Origin of the sequence: Micromonospora sp. WMMB235 (genome assembly GCF_001855515.1) — a bacterium.
Taxonomy (GTDB): Bacteria; Actinomycetota; Actinomycetes; order Mycobacteriales; family Micromonosporaceae; genus Micromonospora; species Micromonospora aurantiaca.
The window spans coordinates 4829228-4852452 of the sequence record NZ_MDRX01000001.1; the positions used below are offsets into that span (position 1 = coordinate 4829228).

The following is a 23225-nucleotide window of genomic DNA, read 5'->3' on the forward strand; positions in this document are numbered from 1 at the left end:
CAGCTCTGCCCTAGGCTTTTCGGTCATGAGCAGTGCCGCCGCCTTCTCGTACGCACCCCTGCTGCCGACCGGTCCCGACCAGACCGAATACCGCCTGGTCACCGACGAGGGCGTGGACGTCGTCAACGGCCCCGGGGGCCGCCGGTTCCTCACAGTGGATCCGGGCGCGCTGACCGCGCTGACGGCCGAGGCGATGCACGACATCGCCCACTTCCTGCGCCCGGCCCACCTGGCTCAGCTCCGCGCGATCATCGACGATCCGGCGGCCTCGCCGAACGACCGCTTCGTCGCGCTCGACCTGCTGCGCAACGCCAACATCGCGGCCGGCGGCGTGTTGCCGATGTGCCAGGACACCGGCACCGCGATCGTGATGGGCAAGCGCGGCCGGCACGTGCTCACCGACGGCACCGACGCGGAGGCGATCTCGCGCGGCGTCTATCAGGCGTACACCCGGCTGAACCTGCGCTACTCCCAGCTCGCCCCGCTGACCATGTGGGACGAGCGGAACACCGGCAGCAACCTGCCCGCCCAGGTGGAGCTGTACGCCGAGGACCCGGACGGCCACGCCGACGCGTACAAGTTCCTCTTCATGGCCAAGGGTGGCGGCTCGGCCAACAAGTCCTACCTCTACCAGGAGACCAAGGCGCTGCTGAACCCCACGCGGATGATGCAGTTCCTGGAGGAGAAGCTGCGGCTCATCGGCACCGCGGCCTGCCCGCCCTACCACCTGGCGATCGTCATCGGCGGCACCTCCGCCGAGTACGCGCTGAAGACCGCGAAGTACGCCTCCGCGAAGTACCTCGACGCGCTGCCCACCGAGGGCTCGATGAGCGCGCACGGCTTCCGTGACCTGGAGCTGGAGGCCGAGGTGCTGGAGCTGACCCGCAACTTCGGCATCGGCGCTCAGTTCGGCGGGCGCTACTTCTGCCACGACGTACGCGTGGTCCGGCTGCCCCGGCACGGCGCCTCCTGCCCGGTGGCGATCGCGGTCTCCTGCTCGGCCGACCGGCAGGCGGTGGCGAAGATCACCCCGTCGGGCGTCTGGCTGGAGCGCCTCGAAACCGACCCGGCGCGTTACCTGCCCGACGTCACCGACGAGACGCTGGAGACCGAGGAGGTAGTCCGCGTCGACCTGAACCGGCCGATGGACGAGATCCGGGCCGAGCTGTCGAAGTACCCGGTGAAGACCCGGCTGTCCCTGACCGGCCCGCTCGTCGTGGCCCGGGACATCGCGCACGCGAAGATCGCCGAGCGGCTGGACGCGGGCGAGCCGATGCCGCAATACCTCCGCGACCACGCGGTCTACTACGCCGGCCCGGCGAAGACCCCCGAGGGCTACGCCTCCGGCTCGTTCGGTCCCACCACGGCGGGCCGGATGGACGCGTACGTGGAGAAGTTCCAGGCGGCCGGCGGCTCGATGGTGATGCTCGCGAAGGGCAACCGGTCCGCACAGGTCACCCGCTCCTGCCAGGCCCACGGCGGCTTCTACCTCGGCTCGATCGGCGGCCCGGCCGCCCGCCTGGCGCAGGACTGCATCAAGCACGTCGAGGTGCTCGAGTACGCCGAGCTGGGCATGGAGGCGGTCTGGAAGATCGAGGTGGAGGACTTCCCCGCCTTCATCGTCGTCGACGACAAGGGCAACGACTTCTTCGCCGAGGTCACCAAGCCGGTCCTCACCGTCGGCCGGCGCTGACGGCAGACGTACACGAGGGGCGCCCGGGATGGTCCGGGCGCCCCTCGGCGTGTTCGTCATGCATCGACATCGGTGCGCCTGCCCGGCAGGGTGGCCGGACAGGCGCACCGCCCCCGTCGGATGTCGTCACCGACAACCGGTGACGAGTCTGTGCGCCGTCGCTATCGGATCGCTATCGCCTCGCCGCGCCGCTCGGTGACCGCCGGGCTACGCTGCTGGAAGTTGCATGGCGGCAGGCGGGGGCGCGGATGCGATTCGGGATCTTGGGGCCCTTGCGGGTCGGCGGCGGCGAAGCCACCGTCACCGCGGGCCGGGATCGCACCGTGCTCGCCATGCTGTTGCTGCGCCCCGGCCGGGTGGTGCCGGTGGAGGATCTGGTCGACGCCGTCTGGGAGGAGCGTCCCCCGGCGACCGCGCGGACCCAGCTCCAGATCTGTGTGTCGCGACTGCGGCAGCGGTTCGCGGCGCTCGGGCTGCCGGCCGGGACCATCGTCACCGACCCGGCGGGCTACGGCATCCGGATCGAGCCGGACGACCTCGACGCCGACATGTTCGCCCGGGCCGTGGAGACGGCCCGCGCCGAGGCCGCCGCCGGCCGGTTTGCCGAGGCCCGCCGTCACTATCGGGCGGCGCTGGCGCTGTGGCGCGGTCCGGCGCTCGCCGGTATCCCGGCCCGGCTGGTGCGACTGCGGGCCCAGGCGCTCGACGAGCAGCGGCTCGCCGTGCTGGAGGACTGCGTCGACGTCGAGTTGCGGCTGCGCCGGGGGACCGAACTGGTCGACGAGCTGACCGAGGCGGTCGAGCACAACCCGCTGCGGGAACGGCTGCGAGGGCAGCTGATGCTGGCTCTCTCGGCGGTCGGCCGGCAGGCGGACGCGCTCGCCGTCTACCGGGAGGGCCGCCGGATCTACGCCGAGGAGCTGGGCATCGAGCCCGGCGCGGCGTTGCAGGAGTTGCACCAGCGGGTGCTCGGCGGCGACCTGGTGCTGGGCGTGCCGGAGAGCCGGGTCACCGCGCCGGTCCGGGCGCTGCCCCGGGCGATCAGCGACTTCACCGGGCGCCAGCAGACCGTGGCCCGGCTGGTCAAGGAGGTCGCCGAGGAGGGAAGCCGGGTCCAGCTCCTGGACGGTATGGCCGGCAGCGGCAAGACCACACTGGCCGTTCAGGTGGCGAGCGCGCTCGTCGACCGGTTCCCCGACGCGCAGCTCTTCGTCGACCTGCACGGGCACAGCGACCGCAGCCCGCTGAGCACTGCCGCTGCGGCGGCCATCCTGCTCCAGCAGCTCGGTGTGCCGGCCGAGCGGGTTCCGGCCGACCTGGCGGGCCGGCTGGCGATGTGGCGTTCCGAACTGGCCGACCGGCGGGCCGTGGTGGTGCTCGACAACGCCGCGGACGCCGCGCAGGTCGTCCCGCTGCTGCCCAACGGGCGGGACTGCACCGTGCTGATCACCAGCCGCCGCAGGCTGGTCGGCGTGGACGCGGGGCGGCCCACCTCCCTGCCGGTACTCGATGCCGACGAGGCGGTCGAGCTGCTGGCCCGGGTGGCCGGCGCGGAACGGGTCGACGCCGAGCCGGAGGCGGCGGCGGAGGTGGCGCGCCGTTGCGGACACCTTCCGCTCGCGCTGCGGCTGGCCGGGGCGCGGCTCGCGCACCGGCCGCGGTGGCGGATGGCCGACCTGGCCGAACGCCTGGCCGGGGCGGCCGATCCCCTGGCGGAGCTGACCGTCGGGGAGCGCTCGGTCGCGCGTGCCTTCGCGCTGTCGTACGAGCAGGTGCCGCCGGTGGTGCAGCGGGTGTTCCGGCTGCTCGGACTCCACCCGGGCAGCCGCATCGACAACCGGGTGGCGGCCGTGCTCGCGGAGCTGTCGCTGTCGGAGGCGCAGGACGCACTCGACGAACTGGTCGACGCGCACCTCGTCGAGGAGGTGGAGCCCGGCCGGTACCGGTTGCACGACCTCATCCGGGAGTACGCCCACACGCTCGGGGCGGAGCGCGAGACCGGCGACGAGCGACGGGCGGCGATCGCCCGGCTGCTCGATCATCACCTGCACGTCGCCGCCGCCATCGCGCTGACTCTGGAGCAGACCGCTCCGCACGGCATTTTCGCCCGATCGGAGCCGGTACGGCCCGACCTGGTGGCGGCCACCGTCGTTCTCGGCCGGCCGTGGCTGGAGGAGAACCGGTCGACGCTGACCGCGTTGGTCCGGTTGGCGGAGGCCGAGGGTTTCCTCCGGCAGAGCTGGCAGCTGGCCCGGGTGGGCTGGACCGTCAACTTCTACGGCGGCCACCTCGACGACCTGATCGAGACGCACCAGATCGGCCTGCGGGCCGCCGAGCGTCTGGGCGACGACGAGGCCGTGGCGACGATGCACAACTATCTCGCGTCGGCCGACTACCGCCGGGCGCGCTTCGCCGAGGTGATCCGGCGGATGGAGGTGGTGGTCGGCATCTACCGGCGGCTCGACCGGCCGGTCGAGCTGCGGAAGGCGCTCGACAACCTCGGCACGGCCTACGCGGTGGACGGGCACCACAGGCAGGCCATCGAGATGTACGACGCGTCGGCCGCGCTCGCCCGCCGGCTGGACGATCCGTTCGCGCTGACCAACATGCTGAACAACCTCTCGCTCTGCCTGATGTGGTCCGGGCGGTACGACGAGGCCCTGCGGAAGTGCCGCCACCATCTGGCGCTCGCCCGGCAGGTCGGCGACCCGCGTCAGCTCGGCAACGCCGTCGGCCACCTGGGCATGGTCCGGCACCGGCGCGGCGAGCGTGGACCGGCCCGGCGGCTCCTGCGTACCGGTCTGACGTTGAAGCGCAAGATCGGCAACCGCTACGGCGAGGGCGAGCTGCTCAACGAGCTGGGCATGATGGAGCGCGAGGAGGGCCGGCCGGAGCAGGCCGCCGCGCTGCATCGGGAGGCCTTGATGGCGATGAACGACGCCGGGGATCTGGGCGGGCAGTGTGCGTCCCGGAACCTGCTGGCCCGGGCGATGCTGGACCAGGGGGACGTCGCCAGCGCGCTGGACCTGCACCGCCGGGTGCTCACCGACGCCACCCGGCTCAGCGCCCGTTACGAGCAGGCCTGCGCGCTCGACGGCATGGCCCGCTGCCTGCGTCACACCGACCCCGACCAGGCCCGCCGGTACGCCGGGCGGGCGCTGGCGCTGTTCCGCCAGGTCGAGTCGCCGGACCGGCGGGAGACCGAGAGGCTGCTCGCCGAGCTGGGCTGAGGGCCGCGCCACTTTCCCTGCACACCGACCGGTGGCGCGGCAGGATGGAACGCGTGACGACTCCAGAGGCGACCGGCTACCGGACCGAACGCGACTCGATGGGCGAGGTGGAGGTGCCCGCCGAGGCGCTGTGGCGGGCGCAGACCCAGCGCGCGGTGCAGAACTTCCCGATCTCGGGGCGCGGGCTGGAACCGGCCCAGATCAAGGCCCTGGCGCAGATCAAGGGGGCGGCGGCCCTGGTGAACGGTGAGCTGGGGGTGATCGACGCGGACGTGGCGCAGGCGATCGCCACCGCCGCCGCGCACGTCGCCGAGGGCGGCTACGACGACCAGTTCCCGGTGGACGTGTTCCAGACCGGTTCCGGCACGTCGTCCAACATGAACACCAACGAGGTGATCGCCACCCTGGCGAGCCGCGAGCTGGGCCGTGACGTGCACCCGAACGACCACGTCAACGCGTCGCAGTCCAGCAACGACGTCTTCCCCACCTCGATCCACCTGGCCGCCACCCAGTTCGTGGTGGAGGATCTGATCCCGTCGCTGAAGCAGCTCGCGGGCGCGCTGGAGGAGAAGGCGGCCGAGTTCGAGACGGTGGTCAAGGCGGGGCGTACCCACCTGATGGACGCCACGCCGGTCACGCTCGGGCAGGAGTTCGGCGGGTATGCCGCGCAGGTGCGCTACGGCGTCGAGCGGCTGGAGTCGGCGCTGCCCCGGCTGGCCGAGCTGCCGCTGGGTGGCACCGCTGTGGGCACCGGCATCAACACGCCGCTGGGCTTCGCCGACCGGGTGATCGGCAAGCTGCGGGAGTCGACCGGGCTGCCGCTGACCGAGGCGCGCAACCACTTCGAGGCGCAGGGCGCCCGGGACGCGCTGGTGGAGACGTCCGGCCAGCTCCGTACCATCGCGGTCGGCCTCTACAAGATCGCCAACGACGTGCGCTGGATGGGCTCCGGCCCTCGCGCCGGGCTGCGTGAGCTGCGCATCCCCGACCTCCAGCCGGGGTCGTCGATCATGCCGGGCAAGGTGAACCCGGTGGTGGCCGAGGCGATGCGGCAGGTCTGCGCCCAGGTGATCGGCAACGACGCCGCGGTGGCCTTCGCCGGGTCGCAGGGCGACTTCGAGCTGAACGTGATGCTCCCGGTGATGGGCCGCAACCTGCTGGAGTCGATCAAGCTGATCGCCGCGTCCAGCCGCCTGTTCGCCGAGCGGCTGGTGGCCGGCCTGGTCGCTGACGCCGAGGTCTGCCTGGCGTACGCGGAGGGCTCACCGTCGATCGTCACCCCGCTCAACCGCCACCTCGGGTACGACGAGGCCGCCTCGATCGCCAAGGAGGCGCTGGCCAAGCAGGTGTCCATCCGCGAGGTGGTGATCGCCCGGGGGCACGTCGACTCGGGCACGCTCACCGAGACCCAGCTGGACGAGGCCCTGGACCTGCTCCGGATGACCCACCCCTGAGTCGGCGCCGGTAATTGCCTCGACCCGTCACAGTGGGCGCGGCATGATCCGACCGTGCGTGACGACGGCGGCGTGTTGCTGGAGACCGCGCGGCTGACGCTGCGCCGGTTCACGATGGACGACGTGGATCGGCTGGTGGCGCTGGACGCCGATCCGGAGGTCATGCGCTTCCTGACGGGTGGCGCGCCGACCCAGGCCGGGACGTACCGGGACGAGGTGCTGCCCCGGGTGCTCGCGCAGTACGCCCGGCATCCCGGGCTCGGCCGCTGGGCGACGCTCGACCGGTTCACCGGAGAGTTCCTCGGCTGGCACTCGCTCGACCCGTCCGACGACGGCGGCGAGGCGGAGCTGGGCTACCGGCTGCGCCGCGCGACGTGGGGACACGGGCTGGCCACCGAGGGCGCGCGGGCGCTGGTGCGGCACGCGTTCGACACGGTCGGCGTCCGCCGGGTGTGGGCCCAGACGATGGCCGTCAACGACCGCTCCCGCGCGGTCATGGCCCGCGCCGGGTTGCGCTACGTCCGCACCTTCCACCTGGCCTTCGACGACCCGATCCCGGGTACGGAGCACGGCGAGGTGGAGTACGAGCTGCGCCGCGACGCCTGGCCCGCGACGCGTCAGGAGTGGGACGCGGCGGCCCTGCGGGCCCGGTAGGCGCTCACCGCGGCCCGGTTGCCGCACCCGGCGTCGCAGAACCGGCGGGACCGGTTCCGGGACAGGTCGACGAGCACGTTGTCGCAGTCGGGGTGGTCGCAGTGCCGCAGCCGGCTCAGCTCGCCCATCCGGACCAGGTCGGCCATCGCCATCGCGGCCTCGACCGCCATCCGGGTCGCCAGCGGCGCGTCCCGCGGCACGGCGTGCAGGTGGTACGGCTCGTCGTCGTGCCGGACGAGCTGCGGCAGCGCGTGCGACTCGCGCAGCAGCGTGTTGACGATCGTCACCACCTCGTCGGTGTCGGCGTACCAGATGCGGCGCAGCCGGGGCCGCAGCGCGCGGACCTGGCGCAGTTCGGCGTCGGTGTGCTCGTGCCGGCCGCTCCACCCGTGGGCGGTGAAGAAGGCGTCCAGGGCGGCCACGTCGGGCAGCCCTTCCCGGTCGTCGCCGGCGGTGTTCACCAGTGCGGCGACGCTGACCAGCGCGCATTCGGTGTCATGGGCGAAAAGCAACTTGACTCCTGTCGGAGGCTACGCCTAGCGTCATCAGCATAACCTCCCTTGACTCATGACCAGGAGATGCCGATGCGTGAACGGTCAAGCGTCGGGCTCGGCCTGGCACTGCTCTCCGCGATCACGTTCGCCACCTCGGGCACCTTCGCCCGCCCGCTGATCACCGGCGAGTGGTCGGCGGTCGCCGTGGTGATCGCCCGGGTCGGCATCGCCGCGCTGGTGCTCGCCGTCCCCGCCGTGCTGGCGCTGCGCGGCAGGTGGACAGTGCTGCGCCGTAACGCGGGAAGCGTGGTGCTGTTCGGGCTGCTCGGCGTGGCCACGGCGCAGGCCTGCTTCTTCAACGCGGTCCGCTACCTCCCGGTCGGCGTGGCGCTCCTGCTGGAATACCTCGGCATCGTGCTCGTGGTCGGATGGATGTGGCTGGTCCACGGTCAGCGCCCCCGGCTGCTCACGGTGGCCGGTTCGGTCACCGCCCTGTGCGGGCTGGGGCTCGTCCTCGACCTCACCGGCGCCGGACGACTCGACCCGGTCGGCGTGCTGTGGGGCCTCGGCGCGGGCGTCGGGCTGGCCGGATACTTCGTCATCGCCGGGCGGATCGACGCGGGCCTGCCCTCGGTGGTGATGGCCAGCGGTGGCATGGCCGTCGGCGCGGTGGCGCTGCTCCTGCTCGGCGGCATCGGAGCGCTGCCGCTCGCGGCCGGCACCGCCGATGTCACCTTCGGCGGGCACCGGGTGAGCTGGCTGGTGCCGATCGCCGGGCTGTCGCTGATCGCCGCCGTGGTCGCGTACCTCGCCGGTGTCGCCGGCACCCGGCTGCTCGGGGCACGGCTGTCCTCCTTCGTGGGGCTGACCGAGGTGATGTTCGCGGTGCTGATCGCCTGGCTGGTGCTCGACGAACTGCCCAGCCTGATCCAGTTGGCCGGCGGGGCGCTCATCCTGGGCGGCGTCGCCCTGGTCCGGGCGGACGAACTGCGGGGCACACCGTCGACCTCGGCGACTGCGCCGGCCGAGCCGGTGCTGACCGGCGAGCGATGAGCGGGCCGCGCGGCGCCGTCGTCTTCGACGCCGACGAGACACTCGTCGACCTGCGCCCGGCGGTCACCGGCGCGCTCGTCGCCGTACTCGACGAGATGCGGCGGCGGGCCCCGGCGGCGGCCGCCGTGGCGCTCGCGGACCTGGAGGGGGACTGGGGTGCGGTCTTCGGCGCGCTCAGCGCCGCCCCGGTGCAGGAGATCCGGCGGGCCGCCCTGGCCCGTTCGCTGGCCCGGGCCGGGCTGGAGGCGGACCTGGACGAGTTCGCGGCGTTGTTCTTCGCCCGCCGGTACGCGCTGAGCCGCCCCTTCCCGGACGTGCTGCCCGCGCTGGCGGCGCTGCGCCCGCACCACGTGCTGGGCTTCGCCACGAACGGCAACAGCCGCGCCGAACGCTGCGGCCTCGCCGGGCAGTTCGCCTTCGAGGTGTACGCGCACGAGGGCGGCGTGCCCAAGAAACCGGCGCCGGAGTTCTTCACGGCGGTGGTGGCGGCGTCCGGGCTGCCCGCCGCGCGCATCGTCCACGTGGGCGACTCGCCGGAGCACGACGTGGCCGCAGCCCAGCGGGCCGGACTGCGTGCCGTCTGGCTCAACCGGGCCGGACTGCCCCGCCCGCGGGGCCTCGAACCGGACGCCGAAGTGTCCACGCTCGCCGGACTGTCCACGGTGCTCACCACCGTGGCGAACGCGAATGCCTAGTTGCCGCCGATAACGGACGTCGATCTGGCGGAACCCGCTCCCGTGATGTGGGATGACACCACGTCCCTCAACGAGAGGATCTGATGTGGTGAGCAAGCGCTTCACCGTCGGCGCGGTCGCGGCTGCGGCCTCGCTGGCACTCACGGTGACCGGTCTGAGCATCCCGGCGAACGCCGCGCCGTCGGACACCCGGACCTTCACCGTGCTGGCCGAGAGCGGCGTCTCCACCGACGCCGCGATCGCCGCGATCGCCGCCGCCGGTGGCAAGGTCGTCGCCCGCACCGACGACGTCGGCCTGTTCCAGGTCACCAGCGACCGGGCGGACTTCGCCAGCCGGGCCACCGCGGCCGGCGCGCTGGTCGGCGCCGCCGAGGAGAAGGCGATCGGCCGCAAGCCGAAGCTGGACCGGGTCGAGCAGGAGCACCTGCTGGCCGCCGCGGCGACCAAGGGCAAGGCCGCCAGGAACAACGGCAAGAAGATGGACCCGCTCGACGACAAGCTCTGGGGTCTGGACATGATCCGGGCCGACAAGGCCCGCAAAATCGAGCCGGGCGACCGCCGGGTCACCGTCGGCATCCTGGACACCGGCGTCGACGCCAGCCAGCCCGACCTCGCGCCCAACTTCAACTGGGCGCTGTCGCGCAACTTCGCCCCGGACATCCCCGAGGTCGACGGCCCGTGCGAGGTGGCGAGCTGCCTCGACCCGGTCGGCACCGACGACGGTGGGCACGGCACGCACGTGGCCGGCACCATCGGCGCCGCCGCGAACGGCTTCGGCCTCTCCGGCGTGGCCCCGAACGTCTCCCTGGTCGAGCTGAAGGGTGGCCAGGACAGCGGCTACTTCTTCCTCAACCCGGTGGTGAACTCCCTGGTGCACGCGGGCCGCTCCGGGCTGGACGTGGTGAACATGTCCTTCTACGTCGACCCGTGGCTCTACAACTGCACCGCCAACCCGGCGGACTCGCCGGAGGCGCAGGCCGAGCAGCGGACCGTCATCGAGGCGATGAAGCGGGCGCTGAACTTCGCCCACCACAAGGGCGTCACGCTCGTCGGCTCGCTCGGCAACAACCACGAGGACCTGGGCGCGCCGCGCACCGACGTGAGCAGCCCGGACTACGGCGCCGACCCGTACCCGCGCCCGATCGACAACGCGACCTGCTGGGACCTGCCGGTCGAGGGCCCGCACGTGATCGGCGTGTCGGCGGTCGGCCCGTCCGGCAAGAAGTCGGACTACTCGAACTACGGCACCGAGCAGATCTCGGTGGCGGCGCCGGGTGGCTGGTTCCGGGACGGCTTCGGCACCGACACGTACCGCACCGACGCCAACATGATCCTCTCCACGTACCCGAAGAAGGTGCTCCAGGAGGAGGGGTCGGTCGACGAGAACGGCGACATCGTCGCCGGCTTCGAGAACTCGGTGTTCAAGCAGTGCACCGCCAAGGGTGAGTGTGGCTACTACACCTACCTCCAGGGCACCTCGATGGCGTCCCCGCACGTCTCGGGCGTGGCGGCGCTGATCGTGAGCAAGCACGGCAAGAAGCAGGGCCGCAACGGCTACGGCATGGCGCCGAACCTGGTCGAGCAGCACCTCTACCGGACGGCGGCCGAGCACGCCTGCCCGGAGCCGCGGCTGCAGAGCTACACCAACGAGGGCCGGGACGCCGAGTTCGACGCGTACTGCGCGGGCTCGCTGAACTTCAACGGCTTCTACGGCTACGGCATCGTCGACGCCTACGCCGCGGTGAAGACCCCGGTCAAGCCGAACGTACGACCGTAACGACAGTTTCCCCGAGGTGGCGGTGTCCGGAGTTCCCGGACGCCGCCACCTCGGCGTTCCGGCGGGTGTCACGGCCGCCACCCCCGGGCCACCAGTGCGGCGCGGATCTCCCGCACCAGGGCGGGGAACTCCTTACGCAGACGGCGGCCGGTCACGTGCAACACGAGCCAGCCGGCCGCGACGAGCTGGTTGAGCCGCCGCCGGTCGAGGTGCATCCGGTCCGCGTCGGAGTGCCACTGACCGTCGTACTCGACGGCGACCCGGAACTCCGGCCAGGCCAGGTCGGGGTGCAGGATCAGGCCGGTCGGCACACGCACCGGATACTGGGCCACCGGGCGGGGCAGGCCGGCGAGGACGAGGCGGACCCGCAGATGGGACTCGGGCGGGGACTGAGCCAGCCCGTCGGTCAGGCCGAACACCCACGCGGCTCGCCGCCCACCGGGGCGGCACGCGTTCCGGGCCGCCTCGCTCGCCAGCGCCGACCGGTTCACCGAACCGGTACGCAGCAGCCCGTCGATGATGCCGACCGCCTTGACGGGATCGGCCCAGACCGCTGTCTCCCAGGCACAGGCGGCCGGCTCGGTGCGGGGCGGCGGCCCGGCCAGGATCATTTCCGCGCCGGGGTACGACCCCGCGAACGGGTTCAATGCGGCGGTTGAAGCCGGCGGGGTGGCCGGGCCGTGCGGTCCGGGCGCCCTGCGGGAGTCGGCCGGATTCGGCGATCTGGTCCGGCCCGGTGTGCCCGGTGGGCGGTCCGCCGCGGACGACGCCGCGACGGGCGACCTCGTGCCGGCGCGCGACTTCGTGCCGGCGGGCGACCTTGTGCTTGCGGGTGGGCTCGTGCTTGCGGGCGAGTTCGTGCTTGCGGGTGGCTTCGTGTCGGTGGGCGACCTCGTGCCTGCGTATGGGTTCGTGCCTGCGTATGGGTTCGTGCCTGCGTATGGGTTCGTGCCTGCGTGTGGGTTCGTGTCGGCGTGTGGGTTGGTGCCGGCGGGTGGGCTCGTTCGCGCGGCTGCGGCGGCGGCGGGGACCAGGAGGCCGCTGCGGGTGCTCGACATCGGGGCGTGGTGCACCCGGACACCCGGCTGGGAGTCGGCCCGGACCGTGGCCGGCAGCAGGACGTGCACGTCGTCGGTGAAGTCGGCGGCGTGCTCGACCCCGTGCAGGTAGGCCGCCGAAGGGCCGGCGATCGCCGCACCGGGTGGCATGCGTAGCAGCGCCGCGCGGCAGGCCAGCGCGTGGTCGCGGTCGAGCCGCGCGTCGGCGTAGACGTCCTGCCGGAGCCGGATCCAGGACGCGCCCCGCAGATGGTGCCGGGACAGCAGCCCGCGCCGGATCGCTTCCGAGCCCCGGAAGACCTGCCAGGCCAACTCCGATGGTCGATGAGGATGAGGTGGCATGTGACGAGCGTGGCGGGGCACGGGTCGAGATCGGTACCCCTGTGGACAGCCGCAGCCGTGCCACCCGCCGCGCCCTGTGGACAACCCCCGACCGCCCCTGTCCGTGTGCTATGGCCCTCGATCAGCGCATGATCCACTCCACTTCGGGGAGGTGGCGGCATCCGGGCCGCGTTGATGCAGCCACGTCGCCGAGCTGGCGTGAGGGTGTGTGGAGAAGGGCGGGTTCCAGCCACTTCGGCCTGGTGGTGTGAGGGTTCCGGGGTGGGCTGGGCCGTGTGGCCGCCGGTGCCTTGAGCTGGCTTGATCGACTCCACTTCGGGGAGGTGGCGGCATCCGGGCCGCGTTGATGCAGCCACGTCGCCGAGCTGGCGTGAGGGTGTGTGGAGGAAGGCGGGTTCCCAGCCACTTCGCCGAGCTGGCGTGACGGCGTGAGGGCATGCGGGGTCAGGAGAGCGCGGCGGCGACCGCCTCGGCGGCGGCGGTGACCTGGGCGCCGACGTCCGCCACGTCGAGCGGGGTCAGCGACACCACCCCGACGCTCCCCTCCAGCCCGGGCACGCCGAGCACCGGCGCCGCCACCCCGTATGCGCCTGATTGAAGCTCGCCGCTGGTACTCACCGGCCCCGGATCGCCGGCCCGCCCGGCCAGTACCGCCCGGCCGGCGGCGCCCCGTTCCAGCGGGTGCCGGGTGCCGGTCCGGTACGCCACGTGGAACGACGTCCAGCTCGGCTCGACCACCGCGAGCGCCACCCCCTCGCCGCCCTCGACCACCGTGAGGTGGGCGGTCGCCCCGGTGCCCTCGGCGAGCCGGCGCAGCGCGGGCAGCGCGCCCTCGGCCAGCAGCGGCTGGGCGCGGCGGGCCAGGTGCAGCACGCCCACGCCGATGCGCAGGCGGCCCTTGCCGTCACGCCGGAGCATCCCGTGGCCGGTCAGCGCGCCGACCAGCCGGTAGACGGCCGCCCGGCCGATGCCCAGCCGGTGCGCCGCCTCGGTGACTGTGAGCCCGCCCGGCGCGTCCGCGACCAGGTGCAGCAGCCGCAGGCCCCGGTCCAGGGTCTGTGCCGTCTCTCCCGTGCGCGCCGCCGTGTCCACAGCACGCAGCGTACGACCCGGCTCCGGCCAACCCGGAAATGTGCGGACGGCTACCCTTGTGAGGTGACGCTACGCCTGTATGACACCGCCACCCGATCGGTGCGGGACTTCGTCCCGCGGGAAGCCGGCAAGGTGGGGGTCTACCTGTGTGGTCTCACGCTCCAGGCCCCGCCGCACATCGGTCACCTTCGCTCCGGCGTCAACTACGACGTGCTGCGCCGATGGCTGCTCAGCAAGGGCTTCGAGGTCACGTTCATCCGCAACCTGACCGACATCGACGACAAGGTCCTGGCCAAGGCGATGGAGCAGGACCGGCCGTTCTGGTCGATCGCGTACGCGAACGAGCAGATCCTCACCACCTCCTACCGGGCGCTGAACGTGCTCCCGCCGACGTACGAGCCGCGGGCGACCGGGCACGTCCCGGAGATGCACGAGCTGATCGCCCGGCTGATCGAGACCGGTCACGCCTACCCGGCCACCGACGGCTCCGGCGACGTCTACTTCGACGTGGCCTCCTGGCCCGCGTACGGCTCGCTGTCCGGCCAGTCCCCGGCGGACATGCAGCCCGCCGGCGACGCCCCCGACCGGGGCAAGCGCGACCCGCGTGACTTCGCGCTCTGGAAGGGCGCCAAGCCGGGCGAACCGGCCGACGCCTACTGGCCGTCGCCGTGGGGCCGCGGCCGGCCCGGCTGGCACATCGAGTGCTCGGCCATGTGCTGGCGCTACCTCGGTCCCGAGTTCGACATCCACGGCGGCGGGCTCGACCTGACGTTCCCGCACCACGAGAACGAGATCGCCCAGTCGCAGGCCGCGGACCTGCCGTTCGCCCGCTACTGGGTGCACCACGGCCTGCTCGGCATCGGCGGCACCAAGATGGGCAAGTCGCTCGGCAACACGCTCGACCTCGACTACGTGGCCGCGCTCGGCGTCCGCCCGGTCGAGCTGCGCTACTACTACGTCGCCGCGCACTACCGGTCCCGCATCGACTACTCCGAGGACGCGCTGCGCGAGGCCGCCGTCGCGTACCGGCGGATCGAGGGCTTCGTGCAGCGGGCGGCCGAGCGGGTCGGCCCGGGCCGACCCGGCGACCTGCCGGCCGGGTTCGTGGCCGCGATGGACGACGACCTCAACACGTCGGCGGCGCTCGCGGCGCTGCACGAGGTGGTCCGCGACGGCAACACCGCGCTCACCGCCGGGGACGATGTGACCGTCCGCACGACGCTGGCCGCCACCCGGGCGATGCTGGATATCCTCGGCGTCGACCCCCTGGACCCGGCCTGGACCGGCGGCGGCCGCACGGACGACCTGCGCGGCGTGGTGGACTCCCTGATCGCGCTGGCCCTGGAGCAGCGCGCGCAGGCCCGCAGCCGCAAGGACTGGGCTGCCGCCGACGCCGTACGCGACCAGCTCAAGCAGGCCGGCGTGGTCGTCGAGGACACCCCCCAGGGCCCGCGTTGGACTATTGGAGAGCAGGACTGATGGCCGGCAACTCGCAGCGCCGTGGCCGGCGACTGACGCCGAAGGCGGGCGCCCCCAAGGGCACCGGTGGCAAGAACAAGGACTCGCTCGCCGGGCGGGGTCGCACGCTGCCCGCCGACGAGCGGCCCTGGCACAAGGCGTACTCGGGCACCGAGAAGCTGCCCCAGCGCACCGCCTGGAAGCAGGACAAGGAGCGCCGCGCCGCCGCCGAGGAGGGCCGCGCGCCCAAGATCGGCCAGCCCGGCACCAAGGACACCACCTGGGGCAAGGGAAGCCGGGCCGGTGTGCCGCTCAAGGGCGGCAAGGGCAAGCCCGGCGGCCGGGGCGGTCCCCGGGTCGCGCCGGGCCGCAAGGCCAACCCGGCGAAGGACAGCCCCGAACTGCTGGTCGGGCGCAACCCGGTGCTGGAGTCGCTGCGCACCCAGGTGCCCGCGACAGCGCTCTACACCGCGCAGGGCATCGACGTCGACGACCGGGTCAAGGAGATCGTCCGGACCGCCGCCGACCGGGGCATCGCGATCCTCGAGGTCAGCCGCGCCGAGCTGGACCGGATGACCGGCGGGGTGCTGCACCAGGGCGTCGGCCTCCAGGTGCCGCCGTTCGCCTACGAGCCGTTCGACGACCTGGTCGCCGCCGCGCTGGAGCAGGCCGCTCCGCTGCTGGTCGCGCTGGACGGTGTCACCGACCCGCGCAACCTCGGCGCGGTCATCCGGTCGGCCGCCGCGTTCGGTGCGCAGGGTGTCTTCGTACCCGAACGGCGTGCCGCCGGGATCACCGCGACCGCCTGGCGGACCAGCGCCGGCGCGGCCGCGCGCGTGCCCGTCGCCCAGGTCACCAACCTGACCCGGTCGCTCAAGGCGTGCAAGGAGGCCGGCTTCGTCGTGGTCGGCCTCGACGCCGACGGACAGACCGACCTGTACGACCTGGAGGCCGCCGTCGGCCCGCTCGTCGTGGTGGTCGGCTCGGAGGGGCGCGGGCTGTCCCGCCTGGTCGGGGAGACCTGCGACCTGACCGTCAGCATCCCGATGGTCTCCGACGTGGAGTCGCTCAACGCCAGCGTGGCCGCCGCGGTCACGCTCGCCGAGGTCGCCCGCCGCCGGTCCGTCGAGGCCTGATCGAGAGCAACGAAAAGGGGCGGTCCGCCGTGGCGGACCGCCCCTTTCTCGCGTACGTCAGATCCGCTGGCCGGTGGCGGCGTGGAAGACGTGGCTGCGGCCGGTACGCGGCTTGACGAACACGGTGTCGCCCATGTTCGGCATGCTGCGCCGGTCGGTACGGACCACGAACCGCTCGTTGTGGCCCTCCAGCGCGGCGTGGCCGTAGACGTTGGCGTCCGAGCCGAGGTCCTCGACCAGCTCGACCACGACCGGCATGCCGCCCTCGGACGGGCTGACCAGGTCGCAGTCCTCCGGCCGGAAGCCGACGGTGACCTTGCCGTCGCCGCCCTCGGCGCCGGCCGCCTGGACCTGCTCGCGGGTCAGCGGCACGATCATCTCGGCGAACGCGCCGCCCTGCTCGGTCAGCTTCACCGTCTTGATGTTCATGGCGGGGGAGCCCATGAAGCCGGCGACGAAGACGTTGGAAGGGGTGTCGTAGAGCGCCCGCGGGGTGTCCACCTGCTGGAGCACGCCGTCGAGCATGACCGCCACCCGGTGACCCATGGTCATGGCCTCGACCTGGTCGTGGGTGACGTAGACGGTGGTGACGCCCAGCTTCGCCTGCAGCGAGGCGATCTGGGTACGGGTCTGCACGCGCAGCTTGGCGTCGAGGTTCGACAGCGGCTCGTCCATGAGGAAGACCTGCGGCTCGCGGACGATCGCGCGGCCCATGGCGACACGCTGGCGCTGACCGCCGGAGAGCGCCTTCGGCTTGCGGCTGAGGAACTCCTCCAGCTGGAGCAGCCCGGCCGCCTCCTTGACCCGCCGGTCGATCTCCGACTTCGAGGTCTTGCGCAGCTTGAGCGCGAACGCCATGTTCTCGTACACCGTCATGTGCGGGTACAGGGCGTAGTTCTGGAAGACCATCGCGATGTCGCGGGCCTTCGGCGGGAGGTGGGTGACGTCCCGGTCGTCGATGTAGATCGCGCCGTCGTCGACGTCCTCCAGGCCGGCGAGCATCCGGAGGCTGGTGGACTTGCCGCAGCCGGACGGGCCGACCAGGACGAGGAACTCCCCGTCGCCGATCTGGAGGTCGAGCTGGTTGACGGCGGGGCGCTCGGTGCCCGGATAGATCCGGGACGCCTTCGCGTAGGTGACCGTAGCCATGATGGAGCGCTTCCTTTCACCGGCAGGAACGTGCCGGACGATCCGAGTGAAGGAGCGACCGGCGCCCAAGGCACCGGCCAACGGGGTCGTCGCTCAGGCAGCCGAGGCCGACCGGAGTGTCGTCCGTGTCACTGCACGGTAAACGGCTTTCGCGATCGTGCCAAGACGTGGCACGTCGGGTGGGACGGATGGCATACGCATAACGGTCAGGAAGGCACTGTGAGGCATCAATCTCCCCACCTGTGAGCGCGGCCGAGCGATGATCCATCGGTCGTACCGGTCGGGATGCCGACGTTTTCCGTGCTCGGGAGCCCTGCGAGGCGGGAATTCCGGGGCTCAGTCGCTATGCTGAGCCCGACGCACGCGCCCCTGTAGCTCAGCTGGCCAGAGCACTCGCCTTGTAAGCGAGATGTCGCCGGTTCGATCCCGGCCGGGGGCTCCAGTTCCACAAGGCGTTCCGGGGCCGATGTCGCCGCGGGACGCCCGGCTCCGTCAGCAGCGACATGACGGTACACCCGCGAGGGGTCAGGCGGGCCCACGGGCGTCGGCCCCCGCGGGCTCCCAGAGCTGGATCATGTTGCCCTCTGGGTCTCTGAGGCTCGCGAACCTGCCGTTCGGGTACTCCTCGGGGTCCACCTCGACGTCGATATCCGCATCGCGCAGTTGGTCCACCATCGCGTCCAGGTCGACGACCCGGAAGTTGAGCGACCAGGAGTGCTCGGGGCCGCCGAAGTGCTCGGAGTCCGCCGACATGGCCGCCAGGACGGTAGGACCGGGCTTCTGCCACCAGGAGGACACGTCGTAGGACTCCGGTGCCAGCTCGACCCCGAGATGGGTGGCGTACCAGCGGTTGATCCGGTCCGGGTCGTGGGCGCGGAAGAAGACGCCGCCGATGCCCGTCACGCGTTCCACGATGTCTTCTCCCCGCTGGGCGCTGTCCGTGCCCTCTTCGACCTGGCTGAGCCTGCCGACTTCAGGCTAGACCCGACTCGGGCGGGATTCGACAGCACCCGATCGTCACGGTTGCCGGATACCGGTTGCCTGCTCGGCAGGCCTGCGCCACCCTCTCCGCATGCTCGAAACGCGCGTCCTCGGCGAGGACGACTGGAAGGTGTGGCGGGAACTGCGGCTCGCCGCGCTCGCCGAGGCCGGGTACGCCTTCGGCGCCCGACTGGCTGATTGGCAGGGCGACGGCGACCGCGAGGAACGCTGGCGCGGGCGGCTGGCCGTCCCCGGCTCGTACAACGTCGTGGTGATGCTCGACGGGCAACCGGTCGGGATGGCCAGCGGGATGCCGACCGAGCAGGACGGGGTGGTCGAGCTGATCTCGATGTACGTGGCACCCGTCGGACGCGGCCGGGGCGTGGGCGACCACCTCGTCCGGGAGGTCGAGCAGTGGGCCCGGCCGGCAGGCGCGCGGACGATGCGGCTCGCCGTGGCGGAGGGCAACCCCAACGCGTGGGCCCTGTATCTGCGCAACGGCTTCCGGGACACGGGCGAAGCCGGCGGCCTGATGCCCGACGGCGTGCGCCGCGAGCACATCATGACCAAGAGTCTCCTGGACCAGCCGTAGACGGTGCGGGCGCGGCACGCGCAGTAGGCTGACCAGCGATGAGTCGCGCGGTCGAGGAGTCCAACCGGGCGATGCTGCGCGCCCGCGACGCGATGGACCGGGCGTACGCGCAGCCGCTCGACATCCCCGCCCTGGCCCGGATCGCGCACGTCTCGGAGGCGCACTTCATCCGCACCTTCCGGGCCACCTTCGGCGAGACGCCGCACCGCTACCTGCAACGCCGACGGGTGGAACGCGCCATGTACCTGCTGGCGTGCACCGGCGAACCGGTCACCGAGATCTGCCACCTGGTCGGCTTCGGCAGCCTGGGCACGTTCAGCCGGACGTTCCACGGCATCGTCGGTGAGTCGCCGTCGGCCTACCGGCGCCGCAAGGCCGCCCCGGCCGACGTCCCGAGCTGCTTCACCAAGGCCTGGATGCGCCCGAGCGCCACCGCCGGCAAGCTGGCCACCGCCGGCCAGTCGGTCGCCACCCGCAAGCCGGCCGCCGCCGGGGAAGCCGCAGCGGTCAGCGGCCCCGCACCCTCCGCCGCACCATGACCCAGAGCCGGTCACCGAGCCGGGTCCGCCGTAGCCAGCGCAGTCCGGCCAGCCGGCTCTCCGGTGGCGTACGCGGGCGCGGCGGCGCGGTGACCCGCTCGTAGGTGGCGCCGGTCGACGGCCCGGTGAAGTCGGGTTCCAGCCGTTCGGAGGCGACCGCCAGCGCGGTGAACTGGGCCAGCACCCGCGGATCGGGCCGGCCGCCCCGGGCGGCGGTACGCAGCTCCCGTTCCACGGCCGGACGCCGGATCAGCTCGGTGAGCGGCCCGTGGACGGTGTCCAGCAGGTCGGCCACGGCGGCGACGCCGTCGCCCTCCCAGATCCGGGTGGCGCGGGACGGTCCGGTGGCGGAGCTGACGAACGGCACGTCCGCCCACTCCGGTACGAGCCGGGCGATCAGCGCGGTGTGCGGAAGTCGCGCCCGCTTCTCGGCCGCGGTGAACGCGAAGCTGGCCGCGACGAAGCCGGGCGCCAGGAACGGGGTGACCATGCCCGTGGTGTACGCGGCTGTGCACCAGCGGCGCATCCGCTCGACCAGGTAGACGTAGTCGATCAGGTGCTCGTCGCGTAGGCCCAGCTCCCGGGCGTGGGCCGTCAGCGCGGTGACGCGGTCCCGTTCGGCGGCCAGCGCCTCGGGCGTCGTGGTCCCGCGCGGCACGGCCGCCAGCAGCTTGCTCATGGCCGCCTGCTCGGGCGTGGGCGCCGGGTCGGCGTCGGGGCGGGGATACCAGAAGCCGACCACCAGTTCGCCTGCCGCTCCGGTGAGGCTCGGCGGGCGTACCTGGTCCGGCAGCCGGGTCCGCGCCGCCGGGCGCGTCAGGTAGGTCGACGGGAACTGGTGGTCGTGCAGCGCGGCGAGCCGTCGCGCCCGGTCCCGGAGGCCGGTGCCGAGGACGGTTTCCGGCGGCGCTGCGGGTGTGAGGCGGTGCGGCAGCTCCAGGCCGCGCCGGTCCCGCAGGAGCCGAACCAGTTCGCGGGCCACGTCGCCCTCGGCGGGGGTGTCGTCGTTGGTGACCAGGTCCGGCGTACGGCCGGCGGCGACGAGCGTCGCGGCGATGAGCCGGGAGTCCTTGCCGCCGGAGAGACCGAGCGTGACCTCGCCGTCGTGCAGCCGGTGCAGGCCGGCGACGGATCGGGTCAACGCGTCAGCGGCCAGGTCCAGCCGCTCGTCGGTCGGCCGGTCCCGGTCGGCGAGGCCGCTGCGGACCACGTCGTCGGCGGCGTACCGGATCTCGGTGGTGAGCTGCCAGCCGCCGTCGGCGCGGCGGCGGCCGGTGACCCGCTCGCCCGGCTGGAGCAGCCGGATGCCGGCGAGCGGCGAGAGGTCGCCGCCGAAGTGGCCGGTGAGCAGGTACGACGTCCAGCCGGCCGGGTCGGGGCGGGCCTCGCCGTGCAGGAAGTCGGCGAGCAGACCGGGCCGGGTGCACCAGGCGGTGATCCCGTCGGCCGCGCCGGTGAACACCCGGGCCATGCCCAGCCAGTCCTGTTGCAGGGCGAGACGGTCGCGGTCGAGTGCGAGCAGCGCGAACGGCGGTACGACGTCCCGGTGCACGTCCTCGCCGGTGAGCAGGCGGTTGGCGAGCGTCACCGGGTCGTCGCCGTCGGCCCCTACCGGGATGCCCACGGAGACGGCGGTGACGGGGCCGTCGGTGGCGACGGGCGGCCACCGGTATCCGCCCGGATCGGCCGGGTGCAGCACCAGCACGCCCCAGTCGGTGCCGCCGAAGCGCCGGCGGTGCCAGCTTTCGGGTACGAGGTCGGCCACGGCCTTGTCGAACCGGGCCACGGCGGCATCGAGGCGCGGTTGTGGCAACGCCCCGGTCGCGGCCCAGGCCACCATCAGCTGCATCGAGTAACCCCCCGGCTTATGTCACGGGGACGTTAACAGCGGATGTCCGGGCGGTGTCCCCGCGCGGACAAACGACGCAACTCGGGCGAGGTGGCTCGACGGCGGGACTGCGCAGTTTCGGATAAGCAGCAGGTCGGGGCGCTGCTCTAGCGTCGTCGGCATGACGATGACTTCGACTTCCCGCTCCCAGATCTACGTGCTCGACCAGGACGAGGCGCTCGACTTCTACGTCGGCAAGCTCGGCCTGGAGGTCAGCACCGACCAGGACCTCGGTTTCATGCGCTGGCTCACCGTGAACGTGCCGGGTGACCCGGGCCGGGAGATCCTGCTGGAGAAGCCGGGTCCGCCGGCTCTGGACCCGAAGACGGCCGAGCAGGTCCGGGAACTGCTCACCAAGGGCGCCGCCGGCGGTTTCCTGTTCTTCACCACCGACGACGCGCACAAGACGTACGCGGACCTGGTCGCGAAGGGCGTGGAGGTGACCGACGAGCCGACCGACCGGCCGTACGGCATCGACTTCGGCATCCGTGACCCGTTCGGCAACCGCATCCGGATCGGGCAGATGCACCAGCACCCGTGACCGGCGGGCCACCCGGGCGGCGCTCAGCGGGCTAGTCTCGCGGTCCCCGACCGTGGAGGTGCCGATGCCCACCCGCCTGCTCTACCTGGTCCGTCACGGCGAGCAGGACCGGCCGGAGGAGGAGGCGGACACCGGACTGTCCGAGCGCGGCCGCCGACAGGCGACGCTGCTGGGCGAGCGGCTGCGCGGCACGCGCTTCGCCGCCGTACACCATGGGCCGGCCCGGCGGGCCGCGGAGACCGCCGCGCTGGTCGCGGCGTCGCTGCCGGGTGTTCCGGTACGCGAGGACGACCGCGCCGGCGACCACATGCCGCACGACACCGACCCGGCCGGCCTGCCGGAGTCGTACGCGGCCTTCCTGGCCGGTTTCTCCGAGCGGGAGCGGCGAGACGGACCGCGCGTGACCGCGGAGTCGGTGGCGCGGTTCGCCGCCGCTCCCGCGGAGGGTGACGTGCGCGAGCTGGTCGTCACCCACAACTTCCTGGTCGCGTGGCTGGTACTGCACGCGGTAGACGCGCCGGCGCGCCGGTGGATCGGGCTGAACCAGCAGAACTGCGGGTTGACCGTGATCCGCTACAGCTCGGGCGGCCCGCCGGCGCTCGTCGCGTTCAACGACGTCGCCCACCTGCCGCCCGAGCTGCGTGCCACCGGCCTGCCCGACGACTACCGGATCTGACTCAGGCGATCAGCTTCACCACGGCGTCGGCCACGGCGCGGGCGGACTGCGGGTTCTGGCCGGTCACCAGCCGCCCGTCGACCACCACGTGCTCGGTGAAATCAGGTGCCGGCACGTGCTGCGCGCCCGCTTCGCCGAGCTTGTCGGCGAGCAGGAACGGCACCTCGTCGGTGAGGCCGACGGCCGCCTCCTCGCTGTTGGTGAACCCGGCCACCCGCTTGCCGGCGACGAGCCGGGAGCCGTCGGTGAGGGTGAGGTTCACCAGCGCCGACGGGCCGTGGCAGACGGCGGCCACCACGCCGCCGCGCTCGTAGACCGAGCGGGCGATCCGGGCCAGGTCGGGGTCGTCGGGGAAGTCCCACATGGTGCCGTGACCACCGGCGAAGAGGATCACGTCGTACCCGTCCGGGTCGACGTCGGCGGCCTTCGGGGTGTCGGTGACGCCGGCGGTGGCGAGGAAGTCATTCTGGGTGCTGTCGTTCTCGTCCCGCCCGTCGACGGGCGGCTCCCCGCCGGCCACGGAGACCAGGTCGACGTCGTACCCGGCGGCCCGGAACACCTCCCACGGCTCGGCGGCCTCGCCGACGTAGTAGCCGGTCGAGCGGCCGGTGCGGCCCAGCTCGGAGTGACTGGTCAGGGCGATGAGTGCGCGAGTCATGGCTTCCATGCTGGCGCGGCCGGCCCGCCCCGGCCATAGGCCGATGTCACAGCCGGAACGGGTTT

20 protein-coding genes and 1 tRNA gene are annotated in these 23225 nt (G+C 72.7%); 14 read left to right on the forward strand and 7 right to left on the reverse strand.

Annotation, left to right across the window (positions count from 1 at the left end):
* Window positions 1–25 precede the first annotated feature (25 nt).
* The 4 genes from BFV98_RS21255 to BFV98_RS21270 all read left to right on the forward strand — a co-directional run bounded on the left by BFV98_RS21255 (window position 26) and on the right by BFV98_RS21270 (window position 7031).
* Window positions 26–1693, forward strand: coding sequence for a fumarate hydratase (locus BFV98_RS21255; RefSeq protein ID WP_013288918.1), 1668 nt, complete (start codon window positions 26–28; stop codon window positions 1691–1693).
* Between the two features lie 248 nt (window positions 1694–1941).
* A complete protein-coding gene (locus tag BFV98_RS21260; RefSeq protein WP_013288917.1) occupies window positions 1942–4923 on the forward strand; it encodes a BTAD domain-containing putative transcriptional regulator in 2982 nt (993 codons plus the stop codon).
* Between the two features lie 53 nt (window positions 4924–4976).
* Window positions 4977–6377 carry a class II fumarate hydratase gene (locus BFV98_RS21265; RefSeq protein ID WP_036310969.1) on the forward strand — a complete coding sequence of 467 codons (1401 nt, stop codon included), beginning with the start codon at window positions 4977–4979 and terminating at the stop codon, window positions 6375–6377.
* Between the two features lie 54 nt (window positions 6378–6431).
* Entirely contained in the window at window positions 6432–7031 is a 600-nt protein-coding gene (locus BFV98_RS21270) for a GNAT family N-acetyltransferase (protein ID WP_013288915.1), read from the forward strand.
* Here the strand turns inward: BFV98_RS21270 and BFV98_RS21275 are convergent.
* Window positions 6995–7543 (reverse strand): CGNR zinc finger domain-containing protein, encoded by a 549-nt coding sequence (locus tag BFV98_RS21275; protein WP_013288914.1) that lies wholly within the window; start codon window positions 7541–7543, stop codon window positions 6995–6997. The genes BFV98_RS21270 and BFV98_RS21275 overlap by 37 nt on opposite strands.
* Before the next feature lie 72 nt (window positions 7544–7615).
* Here BFV98_RS21275 and BFV98_RS21280 point away from each other — a divergent pair, with 72 nt between their 5' ends.
* The 3 genes from BFV98_RS21280 (at window position 7616) to BFV98_RS21290 (ending at window position 11050) form a co-directional block, all read left to right on the forward strand.
* The gene (locus tag BFV98_RS21280; protein ID WP_091332117.1) at window positions 7616–8578 is read left to right on the forward strand and encodes a DMT family transporter; all 963 of its coding nucleotides are present in this window, start codon (window positions 7616–7618) and stop codon (window positions 8576–8578) included.
* Entirely contained in the window at window positions 8575–9273 is a 699-nt protein-coding gene (locus BFV98_RS21285) for an HAD family hydrolase (protein WP_071097566.1), read from the forward strand. Before BFV98_RS21280 ends, BFV98_RS21285 begins: the two co-directional genes overlap by 4 nt.
* Window positions 9274–9361: 88 nt before the next feature.
* A complete protein-coding gene (locus BFV98_RS21290) occupies window positions 9362–11050 on the forward strand; it encodes a S8 family serine peptidase (RefSeq protein ID WP_030272055.1) in 1689 nt (562 codons plus the stop codon).
* A 68-nt stretch (window positions 11051–11118) separates the two neighbouring features.
* Here the strand turns inward: BFV98_RS21290 and BFV98_RS32760 are convergent, their stop codons facing one another.
* Together BFV98_RS32760 and BFV98_RS21300 are read right to left on the reverse strand one after the other, a co-directional pair.
* Window positions 11119–11697 (reverse strand): endonuclease domain-containing protein, encoded by a 579-nt coding sequence (locus BFV98_RS32760; protein ID WP_255368191.1) that lies wholly within the window; start codon window positions 11695–11697, stop codon window positions 11119–11121.
* A 1197-nt stretch (window positions 11698–12894) separates the two neighbouring features.
* Window positions 12895–13542 (reverse strand): IclR family transcriptional regulator, encoded by a 648-nt coding sequence (locus BFV98_RS21300; protein ID WP_030272059.1) that lies wholly within the window; start codon window positions 13540–13542, stop codon window positions 12895–12897.
* 63 nt (window positions 13543–13605) lie between these two features.
* On the opposite strand from BFV98_RS21300, the gene cysS reads away from it, so the two are divergent.
* Together cysS and rlmB are read left to right on the forward strand one after the other, a co-directional pair.
* A complete protein-coding gene (cysS, locus tag BFV98_RS21305; RefSeq protein ID WP_013288907.1) occupies window positions 13606–15021 on the forward strand; it encodes a cysteine--tRNA ligase in 1416 nt (471 codons plus the stop codon).
* Window positions 15021–16136 (forward strand): 23S rRNA (guanosine(2251)-2'-O)-methyltransferase RlmB, encoded by a 1116-nt coding sequence (gene rlmB / locus BFV98_RS21310; protein WP_013288906.1) that lies wholly within the window; start codon window positions 15021–15023, stop codon window positions 16134–16136. Before cysS ends, rlmB begins: the two co-directional genes overlap by 1 nt.
* 57 nt (window positions 16137–16193) lie before the next feature.
* On the opposite strand, the gene BFV98_RS21315 is transcribed toward rlmB, so the two are convergent.
* Window positions 16194–17285, reverse strand: coding sequence for an ABC transporter ATP-binding protein (locus BFV98_RS21315; RefSeq protein ID WP_047891140.1), 1092 nt, complete (start codon window positions 17283–17285; stop codon window positions 16194–16196).
* 365 nt (window positions 17286–17650) lie between these two features.
* Here BFV98_RS21315 and BFV98_RS21320 point away from each other — a divergent pair.
* Window positions 17651–17727: transfer RNA gene (locus BFV98_RS21320), tRNA-Thr, on the forward strand.
* A gap of 83 nt (window positions 17728–17810) precedes the next feature.
* Here the strand turns inward: BFV98_RS21320 and BFV98_RS21325 are convergent.
* The gene (locus BFV98_RS21325; RefSeq protein WP_013288904.1) at window positions 17811–18197 is read right to left on the reverse strand and encodes a VOC family protein; all 387 of its coding nucleotides are present in this window, start codon (window positions 18195–18197) and stop codon (window positions 17811–17813) included.
* A 160-nt stretch (window positions 18198–18357) separates the two neighbouring features.
* Here BFV98_RS21325 and BFV98_RS21330 point away from each other — a divergent pair, with 160 nt between their 5' ends.
* Together BFV98_RS21330 and BFV98_RS21335 are read left to right on the forward strand one after the other, a co-directional pair.
* Complete coding sequence (locus BFV98_RS21330; RefSeq protein ID WP_071097569.1) at window positions 18358–18858, forward strand: GNAT family N-acetyltransferase; 501 nt, start codon at window positions 18358–18360, stop codon at window positions 18856–18858.
* 38 nt (window positions 18859–18896) lie between these two features.
* Window positions 18897–19397 (forward strand): helix-turn-helix domain-containing protein, encoded by a 501-nt coding sequence (locus BFV98_RS21335; RefSeq protein ID WP_071097571.1) that lies wholly within the window; start codon window positions 18897–18899, stop codon window positions 19395–19397.
* Here the strand turns inward: BFV98_RS21335 and BFV98_RS21340 are convergent.
* Window positions 19366–21246, reverse strand: coding sequence for a hypothetical protein (locus BFV98_RS21340; protein WP_071097573.1), 1881 nt, complete (start codon window positions 21244–21246; stop codon window positions 19366–19368). The genes BFV98_RS21335 and BFV98_RS21340 overlap by 32 nt on opposite strands.
* A gap of 160 nt (window positions 21247–21406) precedes the next feature.
* Between BFV98_RS21340 and BFV98_RS21345 the strand changes: the two genes are divergently transcribed.
* Both BFV98_RS21345 and BFV98_RS21350 read left to right on the forward strand, forming a co-directional pair.
* On the forward strand, window positions 21407–21826 hold the full coding sequence (locus BFV98_RS21345) for a VOC family protein (protein WP_013288900.1): 420 nt from the start codon (window positions 21407–21409) through the stop codon (window positions 21824–21826).
* 64 nt (window positions 21827–21890) lie between these two features.
* Complete coding sequence (locus BFV98_RS21350) at window positions 21891–22502, forward strand: histidine phosphatase family protein (protein WP_030272065.1); 612 nt, start codon at window positions 21891–21893, stop codon at window positions 22500–22502.
* 1 nt (window position 22503) lies between these two features.
* Here the strand turns inward: BFV98_RS21350 and BFV98_RS21355 are convergent, their stop codons facing one another.
* The gene (locus BFV98_RS21355) at window positions 22504–23160 is read right to left on the reverse strand and encodes a type 1 glutamine amidotransferase domain-containing protein (RefSeq protein WP_232236698.1); all 657 of its coding nucleotides are present in this window, start codon (window positions 23158–23160) and stop codon (window positions 22504–22506) included.
* Window positions 23161–23225 lie beyond the last annotated feature (65 nt).